Annotated in this window: 24 protein-coding genes; 10 read left to right on the forward strand and 14 right to left on the reverse strand. The window is 69.2% G+C overall.

What is annotated here, in order from left to right; translation table 11 throughout:
- Positions 1–3: 3 nt before the first annotated feature.
- Both LX14_RS09295 and LX14_RS09300 read left to right on the forward strand, forming a co-directional pair.
- Positions 4–1,410 (forward strand): WS/DGAT/MGAT family O-acyltransferase, encoded by a 1,407-nt coding sequence (locus tag LX14_RS09295; protein WP_253646931.1) that lies wholly within the window; start codon positions 4–6, stop codon positions 1,408–1,410.
- Positions 1,411–1,509: 99 nt separating this feature from the next.
- Positions 1,510–3,975, forward strand: a complete 2,466-nt coding sequence (locus LX14_RS09300) for a cytochrome P450/oxidoreductase (protein WP_253646932.1) — start codon at positions 1,510–1,512, stop codon at positions 3,973–3,975.
- Positions 3,976–3,986: 11 nt separating this feature from the next.
- Here LX14_RS09300 and LX14_RS09305 read toward each other — a convergent pair whose 3' ends face one another.
- The 3 genes from LX14_RS09305 to LX14_RS09315 form a co-directional block, all read right to left on the reverse strand.
- Entirely contained in the window at positions 3,987–4,544 is a 558-nt protein-coding gene (locus tag LX14_RS09305; RefSeq protein ID WP_253646933.1) for a TetR/AcrR family transcriptional regulator, read from the reverse strand.
- Between the two features lie 73 nt (positions 4,545–4,617).
- Positions 4,618–6,228 (reverse strand): GMC family oxidoreductase, encoded by a 1,611-nt coding sequence (locus LX14_RS09310; RefSeq protein ID WP_253646934.1) that lies wholly within the window; start codon positions 6,226–6,228, stop codon positions 4,618–4,620.
- 9 nt (positions 6,229–6,237) lie between these two features.
- A complete protein-coding gene (locus LX14_RS09315) occupies positions 6,238–7,185 on the reverse strand; it encodes an alpha/beta fold hydrolase (RefSeq protein WP_253646935.1) in 948 nt (315 codons plus the stop codon).
- 209 nt (positions 7,186–7,394) lie between these two features.
- Here LX14_RS09315 and LX14_RS09320 point away from each other — a divergent pair, with 209 nt between their 5' ends.
- Positions 7,395–8,480 (forward strand): phosphatase PAP2 family protein, encoded by a 1,086-nt coding sequence (locus tag LX14_RS09320; RefSeq protein WP_301283523.1) that lies wholly within the window; start codon positions 7,395–7,397, stop codon positions 8,478–8,480.
- On the opposite strand, the gene LX14_RS09325 is transcribed toward LX14_RS09320, so the two are convergent.
- Together LX14_RS09325 and LX14_RS09330 are read right to left on the reverse strand one after the other, a co-directional pair.
- Positions 8,435–9,499: a glycoside hydrolase family 183 protein gene (locus LX14_RS09325; protein ID WP_253646937.1), complete on the reverse strand. Its 1,065-nt coding sequence runs from the start codon at positions 9,497–9,499 to the stop codon at positions 8,435–8,437. The two genes, LX14_RS09320 and LX14_RS09325, sit on opposite strands and share 46 nt — an antisense overlap.
- Positions 9,500–9,673: 174 nt before the next feature.
- Positions 9,674–10,702, reverse strand: a complete 1,029-nt coding sequence (locus LX14_RS09330; RefSeq protein WP_253646938.1) for a DMT family transporter — start codon at positions 10,700–10,702, stop codon at positions 9,674–9,676.
- 134 nt (positions 10,703–10,836) lie between these two features.
- Between LX14_RS09330 and LX14_RS09335 the strand changes: the two genes are divergently transcribed.
- Together LX14_RS09335 and LX14_RS09340 are read left to right on the forward strand one after the other, a co-directional pair.
- Complete coding sequence (locus LX14_RS09335) at positions 10,837–12,009, forward strand: ATP-grasp domain-containing protein (RefSeq protein WP_253646939.1); 1,173 nt, start codon at positions 10,837–10,839, stop codon at positions 12,007–12,009.
- Between the two features lie 15 nt (positions 12,010–12,024).
- Entirely contained in the window at positions 12,025–12,417 is a 393-nt protein-coding gene (locus tag LX14_RS09340) for a VOC family protein (RefSeq protein ID WP_253646940.1), read from the forward strand.
- A gap of 23 nt (positions 12,418–12,440) precedes the next feature.
- On the opposite strand, the gene LX14_RS09345 is transcribed toward LX14_RS09340, so the two are convergent.
- The 4 genes from LX14_RS09345 to LX14_RS09360 all read right to left on the reverse strand — a co-directional run bounded on the left by LX14_RS09345 (position 12,441) and on the right by LX14_RS09360 (position 17,022).
- Positions 12,441–14,021, reverse strand: a complete 1,581-nt coding sequence (locus LX14_RS09345; protein WP_253646941.1) for an HNH endonuclease signature motif containing protein — start codon at positions 14,019–14,021, stop codon at positions 12,441–12,443.
- Positions 14,022–14,090: 69 nt separating this feature from the next.
- On the reverse strand, positions 14,091–14,936 hold the full coding sequence (locus LX14_RS09350) for an alpha/beta fold hydrolase (protein ID WP_253646942.1): 846 nt from the start codon (positions 14,934–14,936) through the stop codon (positions 14,091–14,093).
- Entirely contained in the window at positions 14,933–15,727 is a 795-nt protein-coding gene (locus LX14_RS09355; protein WP_253646943.1) for an acyl-CoA thioesterase domain-containing protein, read from the reverse strand. Before LX14_RS09355 ends, LX14_RS09350 begins: the two co-directional genes overlap by 4 nt.
- The gene (locus LX14_RS09360) at positions 15,724–17,022 is read right to left on the reverse strand and encodes an MFS transporter (protein ID WP_253646944.1); all 1,299 of its coding nucleotides are present in this window, start codon (positions 17,020–17,022) and stop codon (positions 15,724–15,726) included. The genes LX14_RS09355 and LX14_RS09360 overlap by 4 nt, the downstream gene beginning before the upstream one ends.
- A 64-nt stretch (positions 17,023–17,086) precedes the next feature.
- On the opposite strand from LX14_RS09360, the gene LX14_RS09365 reads away from it, so the two are divergent.
- On the forward strand, positions 17,087–17,554 hold the full coding sequence (locus LX14_RS09365; RefSeq protein ID WP_253646945.1) for a GNAT family N-acetyltransferase: 468 nt from the start codon (positions 17,087–17,089) through the stop codon (positions 17,552–17,554).
- Here the strand turns inward: LX14_RS09365 and LX14_RS09370 are convergent.
- On the reverse strand, positions 17,526–18,050 hold the full coding sequence (locus tag LX14_RS09370) for a hypothetical protein (RefSeq protein WP_253646946.1): 525 nt from the start codon (positions 18,048–18,050) through the stop codon (positions 17,526–17,528). The two genes, LX14_RS09365 and LX14_RS09370, sit on opposite strands and share 29 nt — an antisense overlap.
- A gap of 186 nt (positions 18,051–18,236) precedes the next feature.
- Between LX14_RS09370 and LX14_RS09375 the strand changes: the two genes are divergently transcribed.
- On the forward strand, positions 18,237–19,541 hold the full coding sequence (locus tag LX14_RS09375; protein WP_253647956.1) for a YibE/F family protein: 1,305 nt from the start codon (positions 18,237–18,239) through the stop codon (positions 19,539–19,541).
- A 69-nt stretch (positions 19,542–19,610) separates the two neighbouring features.
- On the opposite strand, the gene LX14_RS09380 is transcribed toward LX14_RS09375, so the two are convergent.
- Together LX14_RS09380 and LX14_RS09385 are read right to left on the reverse strand one after the other, a co-directional pair.
- Positions 19,611–20,027, reverse strand: a complete 417-nt coding sequence (locus LX14_RS09380; RefSeq protein ID WP_253646947.1) for a PPOX class F420-dependent oxidoreductase — start codon at positions 20,025–20,027, stop codon at positions 19,611–19,613.
- Between the two features lie 11 nt (positions 20,028–20,038).
- On the reverse strand, positions 20,039–20,242 hold the full coding sequence (locus tag LX14_RS09385; protein ID WP_253646948.1) for a hypervirulence associated TUDOR domain-containing protein: 204 nt from the start codon (positions 20,240–20,242) through the stop codon (positions 20,039–20,041).
- Between the two features lie 42 nt (positions 20,243–20,284).
- Between LX14_RS09385 and LX14_RS09390 the strand changes: the two genes are divergently transcribed.
- Positions 20,285–21,178, forward strand: coding sequence for an aldo/keto reductase (locus tag LX14_RS09390; protein ID WP_253646949.1), 894 nt, complete (start codon positions 20,285–20,287; stop codon positions 21,176–21,178).
- On the forward strand, positions 21,179–21,697 hold the full coding sequence (locus tag LX14_RS09395) for an SRPBCC family protein (protein ID WP_253646950.1): 519 nt from the start codon (positions 21,179–21,181) through the stop codon (positions 21,695–21,697).
- Positions 21,698–21,713: 16 nt separating this feature from the next.
- On the opposite strand, the gene LX14_RS09400 is transcribed toward LX14_RS09395, so the two are convergent.
- Complete coding sequence (locus LX14_RS09400) at positions 21,714–22,730, reverse strand: alpha/beta hydrolase (RefSeq protein ID WP_253646951.1); 1,017 nt, start codon at positions 22,728–22,730, stop codon at positions 21,714–21,716.
- A 511-nt stretch (positions 22,731–23,241) separates the two neighbouring features.
- Here LX14_RS09400 and LX14_RS09405 point away from each other — a divergent pair.
- The gene (locus LX14_RS09405) at positions 23,242–24,921 is read left to right on the forward strand and encodes an endo-1,4-beta-xylanase (protein ID WP_253646952.1); all 1,680 of its coding nucleotides are present in this window, start codon (positions 23,242–23,244) and stop codon (positions 24,919–24,921) included.
- Positions 24,922–24,993: 72 nt separating this feature from the next.
- Here the strand turns inward: LX14_RS09405 and LX14_RS09410 are convergent, their stop codons facing one another.
- Positions 24,994–26,415: a cation:dicarboxylate symporter family transporter gene (locus tag LX14_RS09410; protein ID WP_253646953.1), complete on the reverse strand. Its 1,422-nt coding sequence runs from the start codon at positions 26,413–26,415 to the stop codon at positions 24,994–24,996.
- Positions 26,416–26,497 lie beyond the last annotated feature (82 nt).

Genomic DNA, 26,497 nt, shown 5'->3' on the forward strand with positions numbered 1-26,497 from the left:
GACATGGAGCGGTTGAGCGGACTCGACGCATCGTTTCTGTACCTGGAGACCAGGTCGATGCTCATGCAGGTCGTCGGGATGATCGAGATCGACCCGTCGACGGTCCCCGGGGGATGGTCGTTCGACCGGATGCTGCGTGAGATGGACCGTCGCATCACCGCGATGCCGACGTTCCGACGCAAGCTGCACGACTCGCTGTTCAACCTCGACCACCCGGTGTGGATCGAGGACAAGTCCTTCGACATCGAGCGGCACGTCCACCGTGTCGCTCTCCCCGACACCGGCGGCGACACCGAGCTCGCCGACTTCTGCGCCCACATCGCGGGCGTCCCGCTCGACCGCAGCAAACCGCTCTGGGAGCTGTGGGTCATCGAGGGACGGCCCCACGGCAACATCTCGATCATGCTGCGGATGCACCATGCGAGCGTCGACGGCGTGTCCGCTGCGGATCTCCTGGCGCAGCTGTGCTCGCTGACCCCCGAGGCGCCGGATCTCGACGAGGAGAAGACCGGTGCCTCGGCGGGAGGGGCGTCACTGCCGGCGTTGGTGGCCGACGGGCTGGTGAACTTCGCGGTCCGTCGCCCCATCTCGATCGCGCGCATGCTGCCGCAGACCGCCCGGGTGCCGTTCCAGTGGATCAGCCGATCCCGCAACGACGAGGCCATGCCGGCGCCGTTCAGCGCACCGCGGGTCGCGTTCAACGGGACCATCACCCCGCACCGGTCGATCGCCTTCACGCAGATCTCCCTCGACGACATCAAGACGATCAAGAACCACTTCGACGTCACGGTCAACGACGTGGTGATGGCGGTGTGCGCGGGTGGTCTGCGTGCCTACCTCGAGCAGACCGACGATCTGCCGGACAAGCCGCTCGTCGCCGCGGTCCCGGTGTCGACACACGACGAGGGCGACGACGACCGGTTGGTCGTCGCGGGCACCAACAAGGTGACCGCGATGATGATGAAGCTCCCCACCGACGTCGCCGACCCGGTCGCCCGCATCGAGGCGATGCGGGAGGCGTCGACGCGGGCGAAGGCGCACCACAAGACGCTCGACGCGACCCTGCTGCGGGGGTGGGCCCAGCTGATGCCGCCCATGACGATGGGCGCTCTGGTGCGCCTGTACTCGAACTACCACCTGGCCGATCGCCACCCCGTCGCGGTCAACGTGATCATCTCGAACGTCCCCGGGCCCCCCTTCCCGATGTACTTCCTCGGGTCGAGGATCCGGGCCCTGTTCCCCCTGGGTCCGATCGCCGACGGGATGGGGCTGAACCTCACCGTCATGTCCTGCGACGGCCAGATGAACTTCGGCGCCATCGCCTGCAAGGAGCAGATGCCCGACGCGTGGCCCTTCATGCGCGCCATCGAGGACGAGGTGAAGGCGCTGCTCTCGGAGTGCGACCGCTGATCTGAGAAGGCGCGACAAAAGTGCTCGCAGTGTCGCAGGCGGAGACGTATGCTTCCCTCGTGTCGTCCTCCCCGGACTCGAGCGAAAGCGGTTGTCGTGATGAGCGTGCGTGACCAGGTGTTCAACAAAGCCCAGGCCATCGTCCCGATGCAGCGTCAGATCCAGGGTCTGCACCTGTATCAGCGCGCCAAGAAGCGTGTGGTCGGCGACGACCAGCCGCATTTCACCGAGTCCGCGATCCCGGACGTGTCGGAGCTGGATCTGACCCAGATCGACGTCAGCGACCCGTTCCTGTGGCGTCAGGGTCAGTGGGAGCCGTACTTCCGTCGCCTGCGCGACGAGGCACCGGTGCACTTCCAGTCCACCAGCCCGTTCGGCCCGTTCTGGTCGGTCACCCGCTACGACGACATCGTCACGGTGGACAAGGACTTCGAGACCTTCTCCGCCGAGCCGCAGATCATCCTCGGTGCACCGCCCGAGGGTCTCGACATCGAGATGTTCATCGCGATGGACCCACCGCGGCACGACCAGCAGCGCGGCGCGGTGCAGGGCGTCGTCGCCCCGCAGAACCTCGAGGAGATGGAGGGCCTGATCCGCTCGCGGGTCCGGGAGGTCCTCGACGAGCTGCCGACCGACGAGCCCTTCGACTGGGTCGATCGGGTCAGCATCGAGCTGACCTCGCGCATGCTCGCGACGCTGCTGGACTTCCCCTACGAGGAGCGCCGCAAGCTGGTCGAGTGGACTGACCTGGTCGCCGCCAGTGCGTCGGCGACCGGCGGGTCCACCGACACCGATGCGGCGTACCGGGCGGCGGCCGAGGCCGCGCAGAGCTTCAGCGCCCTGTGGCACGACAAGGCCGCCCGCCTCAAGGCCGGCGAGAAGCCCGGGTACGACCTCATCACGCTGATGCAGATGTCCGAGGACACCAAGGACCTGATCGAGCGTCCGATGGAGTTCCTGGGCAACATCGTCCTGCTCGTCATCGGCGGCAACGACACCACCCGCAACTCGATGACCGGCGGGCTGTTGGCGCTCAACCAGTTCCCCGAGGAGTTCGACCGCCTCCGCGCCGACCCCGGTCTCGTGCCGAAGATGGTGCACGAGATCCTGCGCTGGCAGACGCCGCTGGCCTATATGCGTCGCATCGCCACCCGCGACACCGTCCTGAACGGCCAGTTCATCCGCAAGGGTGACAAGGTCGTGATGTGGTACGCCTCGGCCAACCGCGACAAGCGGACGTTCGCCGATCCCGACAGCTTCGTGATCGACCGGCGCAACGCTCGGCACCACCTCGCCTTCGGGATCGGGACGCATCGGTGCATGGGCAGTCGTCTGGCGGAGATGCAGCTTCGGATCCTGTGGGAGGAGCTCCTCGCCCGCTTCGACGACATCGAGGTGCTCGCCGAGCCGACGCGCGTGCAGTCGAACTTCGTGCGGGGCTACAGCTCGATGATGGTGACCGTCACGCCCAAGGGCGCCCAACGGCGTGAGCGTGGCACCTACCGGGCGGAGGTCCAGGAGTGTCGTCGACGGGAGGCCGCCGACGCCACCCCGGCGGCGACCACCCCGACTGCGAGCACTGCAGCCGCCACGACACCGAAACGCGGACGACGCACCCCGACCAGGGTGCTCGACCTCCAGGTGACCGGACGGCGCACGGCGGCAGAGGGTGTCGTGGAGCTGACTCTCACCGATCCCGCGGGCGGGTCACTGCCCGAGTGGGCTCCCGGCGCGCACGCCGAACTCCTCCTGAGCCCGGGACTGACGAGGCACTACTCGCTGTGCGGCGACCCGGCCGATCGGTCGATGTGGACGGTCGCGGTGCTGAGGGAACAGGACAGTCGCGGGGGTTCGGCGTTCGTCCACGACGAGCTGTCGGAGGGGGCCGCCGTGCAGGTGACGGGGCCGCGCAACCACTTCGCGCTCGTCCCGTCGCCGCGCTACCTGTTCATCGCCGGCGGTATCGGCATCACGCCCATCCGCACGATGATCGCCGCGGCACAGGCCGCCGGCGCGGAGTGGAGCCTGGTGTACTGCGGCCGCTCCCGCTCGACGATGGCGTTCGTCGACGAGTTCAAGGGCGACGACAGGGTGACGGTCTGGGCGCGTGACGAGCACGAGAACCGCCTCGACCTCGACGCCCTTCTCGGCGAGCCCCGATCCGACACCCTCGTCTACTGCTGCGGACCCGTCGGTCTCATCGACGCCGTTGAGAAGAAGTGCGCGTCGTGGCCCGACGAGAGCCTGCATCTCGAGCGGTTCGTCGCCACGCAGGTCGAGGCACCCGAGGGTGCACTGGACTCCTTCGAGATCGAGTGCACCGAATCGGGTGTGACCGTCACCGTGCCCGAGGGGACGTCGATGTTCGACGCGGTCGAAGAGGCCGGTGTCGACGTCATGGGGTCGTGCATGGAGGGGATCTGCGGCACCTGTCAGGCCGAGGTCCTCGACGGGACCCCAGACCACCGCGACTCGGTGCTGACGCGGGCCGAACGGGAACGCGGTGACACCGTGATGCTCTGCGTGTCGAGGTCACTGTCGAAGAAGCTGGTGCTCGACCTGTAGGGGACGCGAGGTCAGGCGAACCCGCGGACCACCCGGTCGATGCGGCGCACCGCCTCGTCCACGTCCACCGTGGGCTGCAGGAGGTGACTCATCGTCAGTCGCACCACGGAGTCGACGAGCCCCTCGGGCACCGTGTCGCCGAGGAGTGACTCGAGGGCGCCGGTCGCCTGACCCAGCACGGCGTCGGGGTTCACGGTGAGCAGCGCGAGAAGGCCGGAGTCATGCCCCGGCCGGAGGACGGCGGCGAGTGCGGCGTTGGACCGACCGTGTTCCAGCACACCGCGCACCGCGGCGGAGACGCCCTTCTCGAACTCGTCGGGATGTGCCTCCAGGCCGGTGCGCACCCGCTCCAGGAAGCGGTCGACCTCGCGGTGCACCACCGCGTTGCCGAGCTCCTCCCTGGTGCCGACCTCCTTGTAGAGGCTCTGCCTGGGGACGCCGGACCGCTTCGCCACGGCGGTCATGCTCAGACCGTCCCACCCCTGCTCGGTGATGATCTCCACCGACGCGTCGAGGACCCGGTCGAGACGCAGAGCCCGCATCTCGGCGTAGAAGTCGGGCGCGCTCACGGACAGAGCGTAGAGCAGCGGGGGCGCGTACTCGCGACGGCCGATGCCGCCGGCCGGGTGCGGCGGCCGAGCGTCAGACCGACGCGCGGATCAGGTCGGCGGCCTTCTCGCCGATCATGATGGCCGGCGCGTTCGTGTGGCCGCGGACGATCACCGGCATCACCGACGCGTCGGCGACGCGCAGTCCGGTCACCCCGCGGACACGGAGTTCGGGATCGACCACGGAGCTGTCGTCGGTGCCCATCCGGCAGGTGCCCACCGGGTGGTACAGCGTCTGGGTGTCGGTGTTGACGGCGGCGTCGATCACCTCGTCGAGGCTGGGTGACCCGTCCAGCGCCGGCCGGAGCCAGCGGTCGCCCATCACACCGCTCAGGGGTGCGGTCTCGGCGATGCGGACGCACAGCTCGACGCCCGCGTTCAGCGTCGCGCGATCCAGCCCGTCGGGGTCGGACAGATAGCGCGGGTCGATCGCCGGCGGCGCCAGCGGATCGCTCGCCGCGAGGCGGACCGTCCCGGTGCTGCGCGGCTGCTGCAGCACCGCGGCGATGGTGATGCCGTCCTCGGCGACCTCGGCGAGGCCCTCACCGAGGAACGACGCGGGGACGAACAGGACCTCGACGTCGGCGAGGTCGCTCTCGGGGGCGAGCCCGCTCTGCACGAACCCGTAGCACTCGGCGACGTTCGAGGTGAGCAGCCCGCGACGACGCAGGAGGTAGTTCGCGAGCGACGGCAGCTTGGTCGCGTGGAACAGGGTGGTCTCGTCGGTGTTCTTCGTGATGCCCGCGGCGAGGTGGTCGCGCATGTGCGACCCGACGTCGGGGCGGTCGGCGACGACGTCGATGCCGAAGTGCCGCAGGTGCTCGGCGTCGCCGATGCCGGAGTTCATCAGCACCTGGGGACTGTTCACCGCACCGCCGCAGAGCACGACCTCGCGCCGGGCGTGGATCTGTCGACGGCTGCCGTTCTCGATGACCTCGACGCCCGTCGCGCGCGTGCCGTCGACGAGGATGCGGGTCACGTGGGCGCCCGTGTGGAGGTCGAGGTTCGGTCGCTTGACCGCGGTGCGCAAGTAGGCGTCGGCGGTGCTCCACCGCGCCCCGCGTTTCTGGGTGACGGTGATCCGCGAGAAGCCATGCGGCACCGCGGTGTTGGGCGGCACCGTGGGGTATCCGAGTTTGCCGACGGCGGCGAGGAAGAGGTCGTCGAGGGGACTGGGACTTCGCTGTTCGGAGATCTCCATGGGCCCGCCGTGCCCGTGGTCGGGATCGTCGGACCAGGGCGCGTTCTCGATGCGGCGGTAGTACTCGACGGCCTCGTCGTAGGACCACTGCCCTCCTGCCGCGGCTGCCCAGGCGTCGTAGTCGGCGCGGAACCCGCGCACCCACATCATCGCGTTCAGCGAGCTCGACCCGCCGAGCGTCTTGCCGCGAGGCCAGTAGATGGCTCGCTGCTTGAGTTCGGGTTGGTCGACGGTGAAGTAGTCCCAGTCGACGTCGGACCGGAAGAGCTGCGCGAAGGCGGCGGGGATGTGGATGTACTTGTCCTTGTCGGGGCCACCGGCCTCCAGGAGCGTCACGTGGGTCCCGGCGTCCTCGGTGAGGCGCGCTGCGATGACCGCGCCCGCGGATCCGGCGCCGACGACGATCACATCGGTTGTGGGGGCGGGCGTCTCCGGTGTGCTCATGTGTGGACCCTAGGGCGACGGGGCCGTCCGTCGGGGCGGTTCGGACGCAGCTGGGTCGGACGCGATCGGTTCGAGACCCGAGACCATCTCGCACGCCCGCACGAACGGCCCGACGAACGCGGTGGGCTCCAGCACACAGCAGGCGTGTCCCGCGGGGACGTCGACGCGGACGGCCCCCGGGATGCCGTCCAGCAGGAGCTGCTGGCGGGACGGGGGAACCACACGGTCCGCGGTCGTCAGACAGACGGCGGTGGGGACGGCGATGTCCGACAACCACTCCCGCGAGTCGAACTGGCCGAGCCCGTCACCGATCTCGTCCATCCGCGACAACCGGCCCGACCGCACCTGTCGCAGAGCCCACGCACCGTCGGCCAGGCCCTTCTCGTCGAGGGCCTCACTCGGCAGTCCCGGCAGGCGGTGCACAAGGTGCCTCGTGACGAGTCGCGTGACGCCGTCGAGTGCGCGGTGCCCGCTGGTGCGGTTGCCGAAGAACGGGCCGGTGGCCGCGAGGACGAGACCGGACACGCGGTCGGGGTGGCGGTGCGCGACGAGCTGAGCGATTCCGCCGCCCATGGAGAACCCGGCGGCGACGAAGCGATCGATGCCGAGGACGTCGGCGAGGGCGACCACGTCGTCGGCGCAGTCGTCGAGGGAGAAGTGCTCCGAGGAGATCCCGCGTCCGTGCCACCGCTGGTCCATCGTCACCGCGCGGAAGCGCCGCGACAGCTCCGGCAACGTCGGGTACCAGGTGAGCAACCCGGTGGTCATCACCGAGTGCAGCAGCATCACCGGCGGCGCGTCGGGTGCCGAGATACCGGCCTCGGCGGAGTCGGTGACGAACGTGGAGCCGCGGCCTGGGAGCTCCACCACAGACCCCTCGGGGACCCCGACGGTGGGATGGGTGGGGAAGCGGCGTCCGAGCGTCGCGGCGATGCGATCGGTCAGCGTGAGCCCCATCCGACCGATGGTAGCGACGGCCCCGGCTGCGTGGCGGACATGACGCCCGCGCCAAGTTCCGACAAGATGAGGTGACCGACAGGTGAACAGAGGGCGACTCGCCGACGAAGGGTGCACGTGTGACGATCTCCGGCGAGCGGCAGTCGGCCGACGCCCGCGGCCGTCCGACGGCCACCGGATCGTCGGACGGGGTGACCGATTCGGACGAGATGATCGCCGTCGACGAGCCCGTCGACGAGGCCGTCGCGACACCCCGGCGCTGGTGGGCGCGCGCACTCGTGTGGCGCCGCGTCGCCATCGGTCTCTGGGTCGCGACGATGGTCTGGCAGTTCGCCGTACACGGTCTCGCGTTCGACCGCACCCGCCTGATCATCTGGATGTGCCTGGGCCTCGCGGCCGCGAGCATCGGCCGCCGCCGGATCACGACGGTGATCGTCGACTGGCTGCCGTTCGCCGGTGTCCTGTTCCTCTACGACCTGACCCGCAACGTCGCGCAGTGGATGGGGATGCCGACGCATTGGCACCTCGCCCCCGACGTGGACCGGTGGTTGTTCGGCGTCAACCCGACGGTCTGGCTGCAGTCGCACATCAAGATGGCAAACCCACCGTGGTGGGAGGTCATCACCAGCGTCGTCTACGTCTCCTACTTCGTGGTGCCGTACGCGGTCGCCGGGGTGCTGTGGCTGCGTGACCGGCACGCCTGGCGTCGCTACGCGGTGGCGTTCGTCGCGACGACGTTCCTGGCGCTCGTCGGCTACACCCTGCTGCCGGCCGCGCCGCCGTGGGCCGCCGCGCGGTGCACCGCCGAGCAGGTCGTCGACAACCCCCGCGACCCGCCGTGCATGGAGTCGGAGGTGCCGCCGGCGTCCGGCGGACTGCTGGGGCCGGTGCGCCCGTCCGAGCCCGGCGCCGCGCCGTACGTGGAGCGCATCTCGGCCCGGGGATGGGATGTGCTGAACATCAAGGCCGCGTCGACGCTGCTTTCCGTCGGCCAGTCGAAGGCGAACCTCGTCGCCGCCATCCCGTCGCTGCACGCCGGGCTCACGATGCTGCTCGCCCTGTTCATGTGGCCGAGGGTGCGCGCGCTCGGTCGAACCCTCTTCCTCGGCTACGCGGTGACGATGGCGTTCACGCTCGTCTACACCGGCGAGCACTACGTCTTTGACATCCTGCTCGGTTGGGGCCTCGCGGCCGGTGTCCTCGTGGTGCAGGCGTGGGTGATCCGCCGGTGGTCACGCCGCCGCGACGGTCAGCGCAGCGCGTCGAGCGGGAACTTCCAGAGCAGCACGTTGTAGATCTGGAAGAGCGAGGCCGTGAAGAACAGGTCGCGCCCGTTCGACCACGGATGGATGAACGGCGCGTAGGCACTGTTGATCTCGGTGTTCTTCAGCAGCGCCACCGGTCGACTCCACGGTCCCTCGGGCGACGACGCGGTCCTGGCGACGATCGTGTTGCTGGTGGCCAGGGACACGTACTTGCCCAGGTATGCGTTGTAGGCCACCGACATCTCACCTGTCGGGGCGCCGATGATCGGCGTAGCCGCGTCCACGTCGCCGCGGACCCACTTGCCGGCCGAGAAGTACTCGTAGGAGCCGAGATCGGTCATCTTCGACGCCGGGACGCGGGCGAGGCGCACGGCGCCGAACCGCCCCGACGGCGTGCCGTAGACGTAGATGGTGTCGCCGACCTTGAGCAGCGCACTCATCTGGAAGTTGCTGTTGCCGCCGACGTTGGGGCGGATCGCCTCCGGCGGTCGGACCCAGTTCCGGCCGTCGTCGTCGGAGTACGCGACGCCGGCGCGATCGGTGACCCATTCACCGGGACCGCCCCACCGCTTGACGGCCATGTAGGTCATGTACTGCCGGCCGTTCGCGGCGATGCCGCCGGTCGGCAGCACGGTGATCTCGCGGCGGTATTCGGGGACGAGCACCTGCTTGGCCAACCCCGGTCGCGACAGGACGCCGCTGTCGAAGTACATCCCGTTCGACAGGTCGCGGTCGGTGCTGCGCAGCAGCACGTTCGAGCGGAATCCGTAGAGGTTGCCCCGCAGGAGCGCCCGACCGTCGAAGTTCGCCGTGTCCCCGAACGCCGCGAGGATGCCGCCACGACCGTCGTCCCAGGTGACCCCGAGGTCGGTCCCGACGACGCCGAAGCGACGGACCGTGTCGTTGATGTCGCCGACGCCCGTCTCCTGGGCGACGGGTGTCGCGACACCCGACGACCTCGGCAACCCGATCGCGACGACGGACGGGGTGGGCGCCGCCCCCGCGGCCCCCGTCCCCGTCCCCGTCAGCGTCGATCCGATCACTGCCATGACGACCGCGGTCGTCGCTCGTCCCACCCGATTTTTCTGCGTACTCCCCCAGCTCACGTCCGCGAAGTTAACAGTCCGACGACGTGTGAACGGCGGGTGTCACGCAGAGAAATCGCAGGTCACAGCGGGGTATGACGCGTTTTGTGAGCAGCCACAGCGGGGGTGACCGACTTGTCAGGAGTGGTCGATGTTCTCGCGGGAGGCCGCGTGCGAACCCTGCGAGGTCGCGTCGGCCGCGGCCTGGGCGTCGAGCGTGTCGGACCGGCGTCGGGTGTGCGTACGGCGACGCCATCCTCCTTCGCTCGGGGGAGCCTCGCCGAAGTGGTCGGCGTCGTCGGAGCTGTAGTAGGCGACGAGGACCGCGCCCACGGTGGCTCCGATGAACCCGACGACGGCCAGCCACTCGAGTCCCGGCGAGGCCTTGTCGCCGAGGAAGACGACGCCGATGATGCCCGGTGCGGCGGTCTCGCCGACGACGAGCACCGCGGTGACACCGTTGACCGCGCCGAGCTGCAGCGCGACGGTGTGGACGTAGAAGCCGACCGCACCGGCGATGGCGATCGTCCACGCCGCGGGGTCGGTGAGGATGGTGACGGGGGAGAACGGGTCGAAGCCGCGCAGGACGCGCACCGCGATGGCGATGACGCCGAACAGCAGGCCGGCGGCGGCGCCGGCGAGGATCGACCCCCGGGCGCCGAGCCGGTAGATCACGAGTAGGGCGACGGCGCAGACCGCGAGGGTGGCGCCCAGGAGGCCCCAGTGGAACGCGTACGACTCGGTCGTCTCCGTGGCGTGACGGCCGGAGGCGACTCCCAGCATGCAGAGCGATGCGATGACCGCCACGATCGCGAACCAGTCACGGGCGTGCAAGCGGATGCCGAGGACGACGGTGCCGAGGAGTGCGGTGACGATGAGGTTCGCCGAGACGATCGTCTGCGACAGGAACAGGGGGAGGAGGCGGGCCGCGATCGCGCCACCGCCGAAGCCCAGGACCACCATCGCGGTGCCGACGAGGAAGGCCGGGTCGCGCAGCGTCGCGGCGGTCGACTGCATCGACGGGCCACCCGCGGCGGTGACGGAGTGGCCACCCTGCTTCTCGTGGGCGGCGACCGCCGCCCGACGTGCACCGAGGGCGCGGAGAACCGAGGAGAGGCCGTATCCGATCGCTGCGAGCGAGGCGAAGAGGATGCCGATCACGAACAATCCGATGCACCTCTCCCGCTTCTGGAATGGCCGAATTGCCTGGTCTGGGCGCTGCGCGGCCGATCTGGCGGACCGTTGGTTAGGCTAGCATGGCCGCTGATCAGACCCTCCTGTCGTGCCAGTTACGGAGTCCCATGCCATCCCCCGCGCGCAAGCGTGTCCTCATCACGTTCGCCCGGTCGTTCCTGACCCTGGACATCGCCCGACTGATGGCGGCCGGCGGGCACAGCGTCACCGTCGTCGACTCGATCGGCCTGCCGGTGTCCCGGTTCTCGAACTCCGTCGACGCGTTCCTGCGTGTGCCGGCGCCGACGTTCGCGCCGCGGGAGTACTGCCGCGAACTCGCGCGCATCGTGCGGGAGCGGTCGATCGACATGGTGATCCCGGTGCACGAGGAGACCGACATCATCGCCCAGATGCGGGCGGAGTTCCCCGACTCGTGCGAGCTGTTCCTCTCGGATTTCGAGACCGAGAACAACCTGCACAACAAGTACGAGTTCCAGCGGGTCCTGGCGGAGATGGGCATCCCCACACTGAAGTTCGCGCAGGTGCGGTCGATGGAGGAGCTGCGAGCCCTCGACTTCACGACGCCGTTCGCGCTCAAGGAGTGCTACTCCCGTGGGTCGCAGAAGGTGCGCAAGCTGAACCCGGGTGAGATCCCCGACGACATCGAGTTCTCGCCCACCAACCCCTACATCGCGCAGGAGTGGTTCAAGGGCACGCAGTTCTGCACCTATTCGGTCTGCCGGGACGGGAAGGTGTTGGCGCACACGGTCTACCCCGTCTGGTACGCGATCGACGGCAAGTCGTGCATCGCCTTCGAGGCGATCGACCACCCGCAGATCACCGCCTGGGTGGAGGACTTCATCGCCCGCGTCGGTTTCACGGGGCAGGTCGGCTTCGACTTCATCGTCGGCGACGACGGCGAACTCTTCACCATCGAGTGCAATCCCCGTGGGACGAGCGGGATCATGATGTTCGAACCGCATCACCGCGTCGACCGTGCGTTCTTCGGCGACACCGAGGAGGTCATCACCCCCGACCTCGGGTCGAAGAAGATGATCGGCTTCGGCATGGGCCTCTACGGGTGGAAGAAGTCGTCGCTGCAGGGCAACACCCTGCGCGGGTTCCTCCGCGACTTCCGGGACATCGACGACGTCATCACCAACCGGCGTGATCCGTTGCCCGCGGTGATGATGCCGATCGCCTACATCGACATCGCCCGGATGTGTTTCAAGTACAAGGTGGGTCTCGCCGAGGCGTTCATGCACGACCATGAGTGGGACGGCATCCCCATCACCCGGTGAACCGGAGGTAGTCCTGTGCGCATCACCGTCACCAGCGTCCTCGTCGACGACCAGGCCGCTGCCCTCACCTTCTACACCGACGTCCTGGGCTTCGTCGCCAAGGCCGACGTCGCGGTCGGCGAGCACCGGTGGATCACCGTCGTGTCGCCGGACTCGCCCGACGGGATCGAGCTCGTCCTGGAACCCGCCGCCCACCCGGCCGCGCAGGTGTTCCGCGCAGCACTCGTGCGCGACGGCATCCCGTACACGTCCTTCGAGGTCGACGACGTCGTGTCCGAGCACGCCCGACTCGTCGACCTCGGTGTGCGGTTCACCCAGGAGCCGACCACGATGGGCACGTTCGCGACAGCAGTCTTCGACGACACCTGCGGCAACCTGATCCAGATCGCCTCCACCACACAGGGCTGACTCCTCCGTCACCGCCCGTCGCGTCAGAACGGTGGTGGGTGAGCGTCCTCAGTGCGTTGGATGGCGCGGAGGTGTGCGGCGCGTTCTGTGTCGCGTCGGGTTGCGAGTGTGGTTCTCGCCGGGTGCCGTTCCGGTTTTCGCGGTGGTCCCAGCGCCGGGAAGTTGTCGACGGCGGTGTAGGCGTTGCCGAGGAACATGTGTCCGGTCGGGGATTCGAAGAACGCTTCCCCGAGTGGTGTCTGGTAGTCGCGCCACCGTGTGTCGACCGTTTTGACGCGGTGGTGGAACCGGCACAGTGGTTTCAGGTTGTCCCGGGTCGTCTGGCCGCCGTCGATGGGATGGCGGTGATCGAATGGGGTGGTGTGGTCGAGGTCGACGTTCCATGCCGGTGCTGAGCATCCGGGGAAGGTGCAGCAGAGCTCGCTGCAGCGGATGAGCGCGGCGAGCTTTTTGGACGGGACGTAGGTCGACGCTGATCGGGCCGCTCGGGTGGGGTCGTTGCGGCGGATGAATTCACGTTCGGCGTCGGTGAACAGTGCGCGCATGGTGTCGGCGTCGATGATCCCGCGGCCGTCGAGGTAGCCGGGGTCATCGTCCAGCCCGACCAGCGTCGACAGATTCGCCACGATGTGGAACATCGGTCGCGCCGGACCGACAGCAGGTGTGATCGGCTGGGCGGCAGGGACATCGGTCGGCACGGGGTCGGATTCGACGGTGGCGTCGACATCCACCTCGCCGAGGGTGGTGCAGGTGTCGCAGCCGCAGACGAGGTGGTCGAGTCCGGCGGCGAGAGCGATCAGGGCGTCCGCGCGGCGCTGGGCACGAGTTCGCGGATCGCCGGAGTGGACGGCGTCGGCCATGGCCGACAACCGGGTGTCGATCGCGGTGGCATCAGTGTCGGGCAGTGTCGCGGTCACCCGAGAAGCGCCGGGTTGGAAGCGGTCGGGACGGATCGTGACGTCGCGATCGGCACGAACACGTTCCCGGCGTCGGATGAGCGCATCGGGGTCGAGCATCGCCACGATCCGGTCGACGAGCGCGATCAGTCGGGCTCGTGACAGCGGCGGACGCTCGAACAGGGCTTGGGCGATGTGGGTGTCGACGACCTTGACCAGATCCGGGTCGAGGACGAGTTTCGTGCGACCGCAGATCAGCAGGAACCCGGCGAGGTCGATCCGACCGACCGCCAATGCTTGCGCAGTGAACACCAACCGATACCGGGCGGTGTCACCCGCGGTGATCAGCTCCCGCGCTTTCGACGCCGGGACGTTGAGCACGGCACCGACCTCAGCGGTCGCGCGCTCCAACCCATCTGGCCCGTACTCAGCACGGGGGTCGCGTCCGGCGAGATGGTCCATCCCCGCGGCGAGCAGTTCGTCGAGCGACTCCCGTTGCCCCGAGTCGTGTTCGGCGACCGACACCAGATAGTCCTCGCACCGTTCGTCGTGGATGAGCGACGCGGCGCACAGCATCCGGTAGTCGGCCGACGAGGTGATCGCCCGGCAATGCGACAGGATCTCCACCAACTCATGGGCGGGGAGCTCCGAGTCGGCAGCCAACGACGCCACCACACCCGAGGTGTCGAAGGTTGCCGTCTCGCTCATGTGTTCGATTGTACGGTCGCCCACCGACAGGATCGAGATCCGACGGGCAGCCTGTGGAGAACTGCCGCTCTACCGAAAGTCGGTGCAGAAGTCGACGATCCGCGCGACGGCGTCGGTCTGACCGGTGAAGAATCCGCCGTGGCCCACGCCCTCGACCACCGCGAACCGGGATCCCGGGATCTTCTCGGAGGCCGCCCGACATCCGGCCGGCGGGAAGAACAGGTCGTGTTCGAACGCCAGCACCAGCGTGGGGATGTCGATGGCGGACAAGCGCTCCGGCGTCGGCTCGTCGGCGGTGATCCACGAGTAGGAGGCCATGAGGTTCCCGCGCAGCCCCTCGTCGTCGGTCCACACCTCACCCGACGACGCGAAGATCTCCGACCACCCGCGGACGGATGCCGCGTCCTGCAGCAGTGCGGGGTGCAGGGTGGTGACCAGCTGCTCGAACGTCATCACGTCCGCCGGGATCGTCCCGTACGTGTCGAGCAGGCCGATCTCCATGCGCCCCACCAGTTCACCGATCGGTGACGGCTGGATCCCCGCGACCAGGGCGGTCGCCCGCACCCGACCGGGGTGACGGCGGATGAGCTCTTGGGTGACGTAGCACCCCATCGAGTAGCCCACGACGATGACGTCGTCGATCGCGAGGACGTCGAGCAGTGCGGCGGCGTCGTCGGCGAGATCGGCCGCGGTGTAGGGGCCGGGAGGGGCGGACGAGGGCGCAACGCCTCGCGCGCTGTGGGCGATGGTGGAGAAACCGGCCGTGGCGAGAGCCTGGGTCACGCCGGTGTACTCCCACACCTGCGCCGGCTGACCCAACCCGCCGTTGAGGAGCACCACGGGTCCGGATCCGCTGCGGTGCACCTCGACTCGCTGACCCGGACGGATCTCGACCTGCGACACCTCGCTGCTCATCGGGCCGGCACCCCCCGGGAGAAGTCGATCTGGGCGGCGGGATTCGCCACGGCGGTGACCACGCCCGTGCCGATCGGACCCCGGGCATCGAAGAGGGTCGCTGTGCCGACGGAGAGCCCGGCTGCGGTGATGTGGGTGTCGGCCTGGAGCCCGATCCGCGATCCCTCGGGGAGGCGCGAGATCGCCACCGTCAGATCGCAGTTGATGTAACCGATGCCCTCCGAGCCCCAGTTGGTGACCAGGCTCGTGCTCTCCGCGGCCATCACCACCTGCACGTAGGGGCTGGGTTCCTCGCCGGCCACGACGGGGATCACCGTCGACCACAGCCGTTTCCGGCTCGCGTTCTGGTGTTCGGACATGTGCGTCGTCCAGCCGCGGTCGTCACTGCCGAACCACCGACGGTGCTCGTCGGACGCCGGCGGGTCGAACGGGTGCTGTGACTGCCACTCCTGCCCGGACGGCGGCTCCGATGTGCGCAGGGCGACCATCGTCGCCCGGGCCACCACGACGTCGTCCTGCTGGAGGTCCACCTCGGCCACGCGGATGCGCCGGCCCTCCCGCACCACCCGTGACACCGGGACGAGCGGCACGCCGCGCGCAGCCTTGAACATGTCGATGGTGGTACGGGCGGGGACGAAGTCCTCACTCCCGTGGCGGATCTCGAGCGCATGCGCTGCGGCCGCGCAGACCGCGGGGCCGTTCAACATGTCGGGACCCCAGCGTCCGAACGCCCGCTCCGCCGGAACGTACCGGTCGTCGGCGAGGGTGAACATGTGCTTCTCGTCGCTCACCGTGACACCTCGCTGCTCGGGGCCCGGTCGAGATCGTCGTCGGGGACGACGACCGCGTCGGGATCGCGGTAGTCGGACAGGACCGCCACCAGGCTCACGACTGCCAGCACCACCCCGGCCGCGAAGAGGATGGGATAGGTCAGGTCGGGGATGCTCTGGTGCACCAGCGACAGGACTACCGGCGCACCGAAACCGAGGTAGGTCAGGGAGTAGAACACCGCGGTCAGTCCCGCGAGGTCGGCGGGCTCGGCGATGCGCCCGACCTCCGACAGGCCGGCGACGAGCGCCATGCCGTAGCCCGCACCGAGCACAGCCCCCGCCAGCAGGGTCAGCCACGGGTCGAGGACATATGCCGCGACACCCCCGGTGGCCATCCCGAGCATGAGGAACACCAGCGCGACGACGGAGCTGCGGGCGCGGTCGGGACGGTCGATCCGGCGGGCCACCGACTGCACCGCGAACCCCGACGCGAGGGTCACGAGGGTCACCGCGGCGGCGTAGGCGATCCGGACGTCGGCGACACGGTCGGACATCAGGGTCGGCAGGACCGCGTATGCGGCGGCGGCGGAACCGAAGACCCAGGGCGCCACCGGGACGACGACGCGCACGAACCGTCGCTGGGCGACCGCGCGGATCTTGAGGTCGTCGACCAGCCGCCGCGGCGCACGGTCGCCGGAGATCGTCTCCGGCGCCGACCACACCCACACCGCGGCCGCCAGACACAGGCCGACGTTGACCAGGTACGCCAACGAGTCCTGCAGGGGCGCCCACTGGGCGAGCACACCGGCCACGGCCGCGCCGACACCGAGTCCGAACGTCAGGCTCATCGCGCCGCGCCGGGCGCCCAGTGTGGGCGAGGCGTCCGGTGTCCACGGGGCGCCGGACAACTCCTTGACCCAGCTGCTGCCCACGGCCATCGCCAGCCCGAGGCCCACCCCGGACAACACGCGGCCCACCACCAGCAGCGACACGTGGTCGGCCCCGAGGGCCAGGATCAGCGACCCCGCCGCGGCGATGACCGGCGCCGGACGCATCAGGGCGACGCGCCCGTGCCGATCCGACAGCGGACCGCCGATGAGCAGCGCCGGGACGATCCCCAGGACGTAGGCGAACAGCAACGCGTCGACGACGGGTCCGGGCAGGCCGTGCACGGACTCGTACATCACCAGCAACGGCGTGAACTCGTTCCCGCCCCACGCGATGGCGGCCATCGCCGCGGCGACGGCCCACCACGCCCGGGGGTCCGGGACACGGGTGTCCGCAGGTGATCGATCGACGGCACGCACGGGCTCCATCCAACACCGTGGTCGACGGGTCGGATCGTCGGGCGGTGTCCGGCGAGCTGGCTACCCTGCCGCCATGGACGACGGACTCCGACTGCTCGACAACCTGCCGGGACTCGACGACTACCGCCGGCTGCGCGCGGTGTCCGGCCTGACCCCGGTCACCGAGGACCAGGCCCGTCCGGCCCTGGCGAACGCATGGGGTGGGTGTCACGTCGTCGACGCGTCCGGCGCGGTGGTCGCGATGGGCCGGGTCCTCGGTGACGGCGGGTGGTACTTCCACATCACCGACATCGCCACCGACCCCGATCACCAGCGTCGCGGGCTGGGCACGGCCGTCGTGCAGCGGTTGCTGACTCTCATCGTCGACGCAGCGCCCCCGCATCCGTACATCACGCTGATGGCGGACCCGCCCGGCCGCGCGCTGTACGAGTCCATGGGATTCGAGACCACGAAGTCCACCGGGATGGTGCAGACGGCGATCCGACGCGGCGAGCCCGCACCGGCGGGGGCGGTCAGGGGGCCCGGTACCCGTCCATCGTGAGGCACTCGGCGGGGACCGGGAGGTGCACGGCGAGCGCCGCCCGCCCGAGGTGGTCGGCGTTGCGCAGGCTGTGGAGGTCGAGGTCCTGGCGCCGCGCGACGGCGGCTCCCAGCATGGCCAGCGCCTGGTGTTCGTCGCCCAGGCCCCACAGCGCGTCGGCCACCGACAGGTACACCGCGATCGCCGGGTCGGTCTTCTCCAGTTGCACCAGCGCCCAGGCGTACCGCTTCGCGGCGTCGACGGTCTTGGGTCCACCCGGACCGTTCATGCGGACGTACTTGCCATAGAGCTCGCGGGCCAACGGTTCGGAATCCGACCACTTCTGCAGATGGCACATGCACCGCACGGCGTCGTGCAGGTTGGCCAGGTACTTGGTGGAGTAGGGACCGTCCTGTCGTGCCCGGATCTCGCGCAGGACGCAGAACTCCGGCAGGGCGTGGGCGTAGTCGCCGGCCGCCAGCAGGGCGTCGGCCTCGTGCTGCAGCTCGTCGATCATCCCGTCATGATCGCCCATCGTCGGCGCTCTCACCTGCAGAATCGCCGTTCCCGCCCACCTGGGCGTGACCGAGCACGACGGGCCGCGAGAACCCGCCCCTAGAGTTGCGTCGTGGATCCCACCGAGCCGGACCGTGCACACGGGCACACCCACAGCCCACGGGCCGTCGCGGTCCACCTCCGCCCGATGGCCGCGCGGATCGTCGTGGGTCTCATCGTCGCCTGTGCCGTGGCCGTCGGGATCGGTGCCGTGGTGCTCTGGCCCGACCATCGCGCGCACTCGGTGCCGCTGCAGTTCCAGTCGGCCGCGCCGGACGGGCGGCTCGTCACGCAGACCGGCACCGTGATCGCCCAGGCGAGGTCGTCGTGCCTGAATCAGGCCGCGGGCAGCGTGTTCGGCGGTGACGCGCCGGTGAGCGCCGCCGGTGACGGGCCGTGCATCGAGAACACCGTGAAGATCACCTCGGGCCGCGACAAGGACGCCAACACCCTCATCGAGGTCGCCACCAACCGCGCGCAGTCGGGCGGGCAACCCGGTGTCACGGTCACGAAGCCGCCGGCGGACCAGCTCGATCGTCCGCAGCCGGGGCAACCGGACCTCAAGGTCGGCGACGACATCCGGCTCGTGGTCTCGCCGAGCGGTCAGGGGGCGTCGACCTACGCCTTCTACGACTACAGCCGCGGGACGTCGACCGTCATCTGGGCTGTCGTCTTTGTCCTCGCGATCCTGCTCGTCGCCGCCTGGCGCGGACTGCGATCGGTGATCGGTCTGGTGATCGCGTTCGCCGTGCTGTTGGTGTTCACGCTGCCCGCGATCCTGGACGGCCGATCACCCGTGGCGGTCGCGTTGGTGTCGGCGGCGGCCATCCTGCTGATCGTCATCTACCTGGCGCACGGGATCAGCCTGCGCACCAGTGCCGCGCTGCTCGGCACGCTGTCGTCGCTGGCGGCGGCCGCGGTGCTCTCGTACCTGTCGGTGGTGACGATGAACATCACCGGGCTGTCGGGGGAGCAGACGACGAACCTGCAGGTGTACTCCACGGGCATCTCGACCAACGGCATCCTGTTGGCGGGGTTCATCATCGGCGCGCTGGGTGTCCTCAACGACGTGACCATCACGCAGGCGTCGGCGGTCTTCGAGCTCGCCGCGGGCGGGCGGAGTCGGCGCGCGACGTTCGCGGCGGCGATGCGCGTCGGCCGCGACCACATCGCGAGCACCGTCTACACCCTGGTGTTCGCCTACGCGGGCAGCGCGCTGCCGCTGCTGCTGCTGTTCTCCGTGGCGGGACAGTCGTTCTCGTCGTTGGCGACGACGGACACCGTCGCGGTGGAGTTGGCCCGGTCGTTTGTCGGCGGCATCGCGATCGCGCTGTCGGTGCCGCTCACGACGGCGATCGCGGTCGCCCTCGTCCACAAATACGAGGTCCCCGACAACCACCGCGCCCGGGTACGCGACGGCGGCGCAGGCGGCCGCCACTCCCGCTCGGAGTGACCTCGGCCCGCGCCGTGCTCGCGTATCCGCGTCGGGCACGACGCGGGTTCGCGCGTTCGGCGCGGGTTCCTACAGCTTCGGCGCGGCGGCGATGCCGATGGTGGAGGACTTGCCCTTGAACAGGGAACTGGCGGTGGTGGCGAGCCGGCCGACGAGCCCATACTTGGCGTTGATGGCCTGTCGGGTCCGGGCGGTGCCTGCGTCGTCGAGGACGCGGGCGGTGCCCTCGACGGGGGTTCCGACGTTCTTGCCGGCCCGGTCGCAGGTGGCCAGTTGGACGCGGGGGGTGTTGCGGACCCGCTTGACCTTCCACGACGACGCCTGGGTCCACATCACCAGCTCGCCGGCCTCCGGTCCGGAGTCGACGAACGCCGCCCAGATCGGCACCGGCTTGGCGCGCCCGTCCTTGGTGAAGGTGGTCAGCTGGACGTACTTCGCCGTCGCGATGTCACCCAGCGCGCGGCGGGACTGCTGCGGATCAGGCATGGCCCCTCCGGTCACTTCTCGTCGAGGGTGGATTCCTTGTGGGCCGCCTTCGACCCGGTCTTGTCGGACTCCACGATCCAGTAGGGCTCGTCCTCGGAGGCCTTGAACTTCTGGCCCTCGAACTCGAACTCCTTCGTCCGCTTCTCCTTGGCCGTGCCCTCGGTCTTGCCCTGCGGGGTGTTCCAACTGACGGTGTCGCCCTTCGAGATTGCCATTTCCCCAACGTACCCCCGGCCTCGACCGATTAACCTGGTGTCATGACATCCGCCGTGCCAGGGGTCGAACTCAACTCGGGGACGACGATCCCCCAACTCGGGTTGGGGGTGTGGCAGGCCGACGACGACGAGACCGAGCGCGCCGTCACCCACGCTCTCGACGAAGCCGGGTACACCCACATCGACACCGCCGCCGCCTACGGCAACGAGGAGGCGGTCGGGCGGGCGATCGCGGCGTCGTCGATCGCGCGGAACGACCTGTTCGTCACCACCAAGCTGTGGAACGCCGACCAGCGTGGGCGTGACGCCGTGATCGAGGCGTGTGACACCAGCCTCCGCAAGCTCGGCCTCGACCAGGTCGACCTCTATCTCGTCCACTGGCCCCTTCTCGACATGGACCGCATGAAGCGGACCTGGGAGGCGATGCAGGAGATCGCGGAGTCGGGCAAGGCGAAGGCCATCGGCGTGTGCAACTTCGAGCCGCACCACCTCCAGGTGCTCATCGGCGAAGGTGACGTCGTTCCCGCCGTCGACCAGGTCGAGTGCCACCCCAACCTCCCGCAGAACGAGCTGCGCGCCTTCGCCGCCGACAGCGGCATCGCCGTCGAGTCGTGGAGTCCGCTCGGCGGCACGCCCAACTCGGGGTGGGGGAAGGCGTCGAAGGACAACACCCTCCTCTCCGACAGCACCCTGGGTGGGATCGCCGAGAAGTACGACAAGTCCATCGCCCAGGTCATCATCCGGTGGCACCTGCAGGGTGGACTGGTCGTCATCCCGAAATCCGTGACGCCGGAACGGATCACCCAGAACATCGACGTCTTCGACTTCTCCCTCGACGACGCCGACATGCTCGACATCGCGAACCTGGCGAACAACCGTCGCGTCGGCATCCACCCCGACGAGATGAACATCGCCGCCCCCGACGACGACGCGTAGATGCGTGTTCGCGACCTCCCCACCGTCGAGGTGAGCGCGCGACTGACGATCTCGGTCGACGCGGCGTGGGCGTCGGTCACGGACATCACCCTCCCGACGCGCGTCCCCGGCGAGCTGTCGTCCGTCGAGTGGGAGGACGGTCACGACGGTGTCGCACTCGGGGCCCGGTTTATCGGTCACAACCGCAGCGACGATCTCGGCGAGTGGAGCACGTCGTGCGTGGTGGTCGACCTCGAGCCGGGTCGTCGGTGGGTCTACGCGGTGTTCGGACTGTGGGACGAGCCCGACCCGTCACCCGTGCGACCGGCCCCCGGTCCGGAGCCGATGACGTGGTGGGGTTTCGAGGTGGAGCCGGCGAGCACGGGGTGCATCGTGCGGCAGTTCGCGCGGATGGGCCCCGGCCCGTCGGGGATCAGCGCCGCCGTGGCCGCCCACCCCGACCGGGAGGCACGGATCATCGATCGCCGACTCGGCGTCTGGCGAGAGGCCATGGGCGCCAACCTCGCCGCGCTCGGCTGAACCGCGGGCCGACGCCTCAGGAGATGTCGAGCGCCTTCGCGATCGTCGGCCAGGCCCTCGGGAGGTCGCGCGCCCAGTAGCCCCACGAGTGCAGTCCTGAGCGGTAGTCGTAGGTGGCCTTCACCCCGGCCCGCGTCGCCTTGGTTTGGAACGACCGCGTGCAGGACTCGGCGGCACTCTCGAGGAAGCCTCCGACGGGTGAGGCGAGTCCGGCGAGGCCGAGTCGGAGGTCGGGCAGTCCGTTGCCGACCGCGATGTAGATCGGCTTGCCGACCAGGGCCTTCAGGTGCCGTGCCGGATCGTTCGCCGCCCACTCACCGGCGTCGAGCGGTCCCCACATGTTGAGGTAGTTGCCGCCTCGGGTGGCGACGGTGGCGGCGACCGCCTGCCGGTACGGCAGGGGGCCGAAGTCGAAGCATCCGCTCAGTGCCATCACGCCGCGGTAGAGGTCCGGGTGGCGGGCGGTCAGCACCATGGCCGAGGTGGCCCCCATCGACAGGCCGCCGATCGCGTCGGCCCCGTTTCCCTTGTAGGTCGCGTCGATCAGCGGTGGCAGGGCCTCGGTGAGGAAGGACTCCCACCGGTTCACCCCGAGGACGGGGTCCGGCCGGAGCCAGTCGGTGTAGTAGCTGGCGGTCCCGCCGATGGGCATCACCACGTTGACGTTCTTGTCCGCCATGAACCGGACGATGTCGGTCTGCACCGTCCACCCGCTGTTGCGGAACCCGGTGTAGACGCCGGCGTCGATCCCGTCGAGGAGATACAGCGTGGGACGGGGTGCGTCACCGCGAGGGTGGAGGACCTCGACGCGCACGCGCTGGCCGGTCGCCGGGTCGCGGACGGTGAGGATGTCGTGTCGGGCGCTCACCGGCGTCCGGTTCACCAGGGTCGCGGTCGTGCTGTCGCGTGCGGGTGGCGTCGGTTGCGCGACGGCGGTGGCCGGAGCGAGGCAGATGCCGGCGATCGCGGCGAGGCCGACGGCGATCAGCCGTCGGGTCGCCGGGCGTCGTCGCCGATCATGCGAAGCGGGCACCGGGACTCCGGGGCGGACACGGAACAGCACTGAGAACCCCCCTCTGGTTTCGCCGCGACTGTATCCGACCTCACCCCGGACCGTTCGTGGGTCGCGATGTCCGACGGGCTCGGCCCGCACCCGAGCCTGTCGACCGACTGCGCAGCGGCGCAGGAAATCTCGCCGAATATGAAGGATATTTCGGCCGGAATATTTGCGCAGCGAATGAACTAGGCGGCGCATATCGACGGTGCGAGCCCCGGGCTCGACGCGGCGGCGGTGGGGCGGTCGAACTGTACGCGCCGACTGAATTCGTGTCACGTGTAACGGAATTCGCGGGAGTGGCTCGTGTGCCGCGCAGTTGTTACGCGTGGGAAAACAGGGGGCGTCGGTGACCCACAATTACCAAAGTTTATGTCTCATAAAGTTTGGCGACGTGCTCTAATTTGCTCAGGCCAGGGGGGCTCGAAGAAACGGAGTACCCATGCGACGGCTCGTTCCTTCAGCCACGCCGATCACATTCGCTGCGGCTGTGTTCGCTCTCTTGACGTTCTGCGCCGTCGCCGGGGCAGCATTGCTGCCCAACTCGCGAGCCGCGATCGCCATCGTCGACACCGCGTCCATCTCGGACTCGTCGACCACTGTCGGCGTCTCCGACAACGACATGTTCTTCGTCTCGACGGACCCGGCCCAGATCGCGGAGCGTCTGGACAAGATGCAGTCCCTCGGCGTCCAGAACATCCGGCTCGCCATCCCGTGGTCGACCGTCGAGACGGCGCCCGGGCAATACAACTGGACCGCCATCGACAACATGGTGAACGCCGCGGCCGCCCGCGGCATCGGGGTGCTGGGTGTCATCAACACCACCCCCGCCTGGGCCCGCGGGACCTACACGAACCTCTACGCCCCGCCGGACAACCCCGCGACCCTGGGGACTTTCGCGAGCGCCCTCGCCTCCAGGTACGCGGGCAAGGTGTCGGCCTACGAGGTGTGGAACGAGCCCAACTCGGCCTTCGCCTACCAGCCCAGCCCGGACCCGGCGGGGTACACGGCCCTGTTGAAGGCGGCGTACACCGCGATCAAGGCGGCCGACCCGAAGGCCCAGGTCATCGGTGCCGTCGTCGGCGCGACCCAGACCTGGGGATCGTTGACGCTCAACCCCGTCGACTTCGTGCAGCAGATGTACGCGGCCGGCGCGAAGGGCTACTTCGACGCCCTCTCGTTCCACCCGTACCAGTGGTCGCTGCCCTTCTCGGCCGGCAACATCGTCCCCGGATCCCCGCTCCAGCAGGCGAACGCGATCTACCAGCTGATGCAGGCCAACGGTGACGGACTGAAGAAGATCTGGAGCTCGGAGTACGGCGTACCGACCGGGATCCCGGGCGTCGGCAACCAGGCGTCGATGATCAACGACTTCCTGACCACCTGGAGCAACCTGTCCTACGCGGGTCCGACGTTCCTGTACACCCTGGTCGACCGGAACAGCTCGAACACCTGGGACGCGGAGTCCACCTTCGGACTGTTCACCGACTCGTGGATCGCCAAGGCGGCCGCGCAGGTCGTCAAGGACTTCATCGCGGCCCACCCGCAGAACCCGGGGACCTCGACACCGCCGCCGCCGGTGGTCACCAACCCGTTCGAGGCGTGGGCAGCTGCTGTGCAGGCGTCCGTCCAGGCATGGCTCCAGCAGATCGCGGCTGCGATCGCCGCCGCGTTCAGCCCGGCCCCCGCGGCGACCACGACGACGGCGAAGACCCTGGCGGTCGCACAGACCACCACGTCGTCGACCGCGCCGAGCTCCACCACCTCGGCGACGCCCGCCCCGGCCACGACGGGTGAGCCCGCGGCTCTCGCGGCATCGGGCACCACGGCAGCGACCACCACGTCGTCGACCCCGGTCGCGACGTCTGCTGCTCCCACGTCGACGTCCGCGTCGTCCGCTGCGCCGTCGACCACGACGCAGACGTCGGCTGCACGGTCGTCGCAGTCGACCGCCACGACGACCTCGTCGGCGCCGACAACGACAGCGGTGACGACGACCTCGCCGTCCACGGCGACGTCGGTGGCCACCACCGCGACGTCGACAGCCGCGACCACGTCGGCCGCGGCTGCCACGGGGACGACCTCCGCGGCTCCGACGACGAGCTCGGGTCCGTCGACCACCGCGGCGACGACGACCCAGCAGACGCCGGCGACCACCGCGGCCAAGTAGGGCAGAAACGAGACGGCCGGTGCTGCGACCTTCGGGGGTCGCAGCACCGGCCGTTTCGTGTGTGCGGGAGAGCTACGTCGCCGAGCCCGCGGTCTTCGTCAGGGACGGGCTGCCGGGGTCGGCCGACGCCACGGACGGCAGGTCGTGCGGATCGACCATCGAGATCTCGTCGAACGGGTCGTTGCCGTCGAGGACGTTGCGCATCTTCGCCTTGTCGACCGTGTGGGTCCAGCTGCCGACGAGCAGGGTGGCGACCGCGTTGCCCGAGAAGTTGGTGACGGCGCGGGCCTCCGACATGAACCGGTCGATGCCGACGATCAGTCCGACGCCGTCGAGCAGTTCGGGACGGTGGGCCTGCAGACCGCCTGCGAGCGTGGCCAGTCCGGCGCCGCTGACGCCGGCCGCACCCTTCGACGCGACGATCATGAAGACCAGCAGGCCGATCTGCTCACCGAGGCTGAGCGGGTCGCCGAGTGCCTCGGCGATGAACAGCGACGCCATCGTGAGGTAGATGGCGGTGCCGTCGAGGTTGAACGAGTAGCCGGTGGGGACCACGACGCCGACGGTGGAGCGGTCGACGCCGATGTGCTCCATCTTGGCGATGAGACGCGGCAGGGCCGACTCCGACGAGGACGTCGCGACGATGAGCAGGTACTCGCGGGCCAGGTAGCGGACCAGCTTGAAGATCGAGGCGCCGACGGTGAGCCGCAGGATCGCGCCCAGCACACCGAAGACGAAGATCGCGCAGGTCAGGTAGAAGGCGAGCATCAGCGTGAGCAGGTGTGTCACCGCACTCCAGCCGGTCTGGCCGACGACGTTGGCGATGGCGCCGAACGCGCCGATCGGGGCGAGCCACAGGATCATCGACAGGATCTTGAACACGAGCTTCTGGATGTGGCCGACGCCGCGAAGGATCGGCTCGCCGGTGGATCCGAGTGCCTGGATCGCGAAACCCACGAGCAGGGCGACGAACAGCGCCTGCAGGACGCTGCCCGCGGTCAGTGAGGACAGCAGGGAGTCCGGGATGATGCTCTGGATGAAGTCCATCAGGCCGCCGGCCTCCTTGGCCTTGCCTGCGAGCTTCTCGCCCTGACCGGCTGCGGACGTGATGTCGAGACCGGTGCCCGGCTGGATCAGGTTGCCGACGATGAGGCCGATCGCGAGCGCGAACGTCGACATCACCAGGAAGTAGGCGAACGCCAGACCGCCGACCTTGCCGACGGTGGCGGCCTTCCGGACCGAGCCGATGCCCAGGACGATGGTGCAGAAGATGACCGGCGCGATCATCATCTTGATCAGGCTGACGAACATCGTGCCGAGGACACCGAGGTCCTTGCCGACGTCGGGCGCCAGGATGCCCACGGCGACACCGGCGACGACGGCGACGATCACCGCGATGTACAGCCAGTGGGTGCGGTCGCGCTTGGGCTTCTCGGCCGTGGGTGGCTGCGGGGGTTCCGGTGTGGTGGGGGGTCGGTCGTCGGTGGCGGTCATGGTGTCCTCCGGGTGCTCGTGTGTATCCGCTGTGGGTGATGATGGCGTGAATGTGTGAGTCGGGTCACGCTTGGTTTCATTT

This window comes from Williamsia deligens (assembly GCF_024171765.1).
In the GTDB taxonomy this organism is placed as follows: domain Bacteria; phylum Actinomycetota; class Actinomycetes; order Mycobacteriales; family Mycobacteriaceae; genus Williamsia_A; species Williamsia_A deligens.

Coding starts and splice junctions, on each gene's coding strand:
- LX14_RS09335 (WP_253646939.1), top strand. CDS start 10,837: ATGCCATCCCCCGCGCGCAAGCGTGTCCTCATCACGTTCGCCCGGTCG.
- LX14_RS09395 (WP_253646950.1), top strand. CDS start 21,179: ATGCGTGTTCGCGACCTCCCCACCGTCGAGGTGAGCGCGCGACTGACG.
- LX14_RS09295 (WP_253646931.1), top strand. CDS start 4: ATGGAGCGGTTGAGCGGACTCGACGCATCGTTTCTGTACCTGGAGACC.
- LX14_RS09390 (WP_253646949.1), top strand. CDS start 20,285: ATGACATCCGCCGTGCCAGGGGTCGAACTCAACTCGGGGACGACGATC.
- LX14_RS09345 (WP_253646941.1), bottom strand. CDS start 14,021: ATGAGCGAGACGGCAACCTTCGACACCTCGGGTGTGGTGGCGTCGTTG.
- LX14_RS09410 (WP_253646953.1), bottom strand. CDS start 26,415: ATGACCGCCACCGACGACCGACCCCCCACCACACCGGAACCCCCGCAG.
- LX14_RS09380 (WP_253646947.1), bottom strand. CDS start 20,027: ATGCCTGATCCGCAGCAGTCCCGCCGCGCGCTGGGTGACATCGCGACG.
- LX14_RS09385 (WP_253646948.1), bottom strand. CDS start 20,242: ATGGCAATCTCGAAGGGCGACACCGTCAGTTGGAACACCCCGCAGGGC.
- LX14_RS09315 (WP_253646935.1), bottom strand. CDS start 7,185: ATGGGGCTCACGCTGACCGATCGCATCGCCGCGACGCTCGGACGCCGC.
- LX14_RS09350 (WP_253646942.1), bottom strand. CDS start 14,936: ATGAGCAGCGAGGTGTCGCAGGTCGAGATCCGTCCGGGTCAGCGAGTC.
- LX14_RS09325 (WP_253646937.1), bottom strand. CDS start 9,499: ATGGCAGTGATCGGATCGACGCTGACGGGGACGGGGACGGGGGCCGCG.
- LX14_RS09300 (WP_253646932.1), top strand. CDS start 1,510: ATGAGCGTGCGTGACCAGGTGTTCAACAAAGCCCAGGCCATCGTCCCG.
- LX14_RS09310 (WP_253646934.1), bottom strand. CDS start 6,228: ATGAGCACACCGGAGACGCCCGCCCCCACAACCGATGTGATCGTCGTC.
- LX14_RS09360 (WP_253646944.1), bottom strand. CDS start 17,022: ATGGAGCCCGTGCGTGCCGTCGATCGATCACCTGCGGACACCCGTGTC.
- LX14_RS09375 (WP_253647956.1), top strand. CDS start 18,237: ATGGCCGCGCGGATCGTCGTGGGTCTCATCGTCGCCTGTGCCGTGGCC.
- LX14_RS09365 (WP_253646945.1), top strand. CDS start 17,087: ATGGACGACGGACTCCGACTGCTCGACAACCTGCCGGGACTCGACGAC.
- LX14_RS09370 (WP_253646946.1), bottom strand. CDS start 18,050: ATGATCGACGAGCTGCAGCACGAGGCCGACGCCCTGCTGGCGGCCGGC.
- LX14_RS09320 (WP_301283523.1), top strand. CDS start 7,395: ATGATCGCCGTCGACGAGCCCGTCGACGAGGCCGTCGCGACACCCCGG.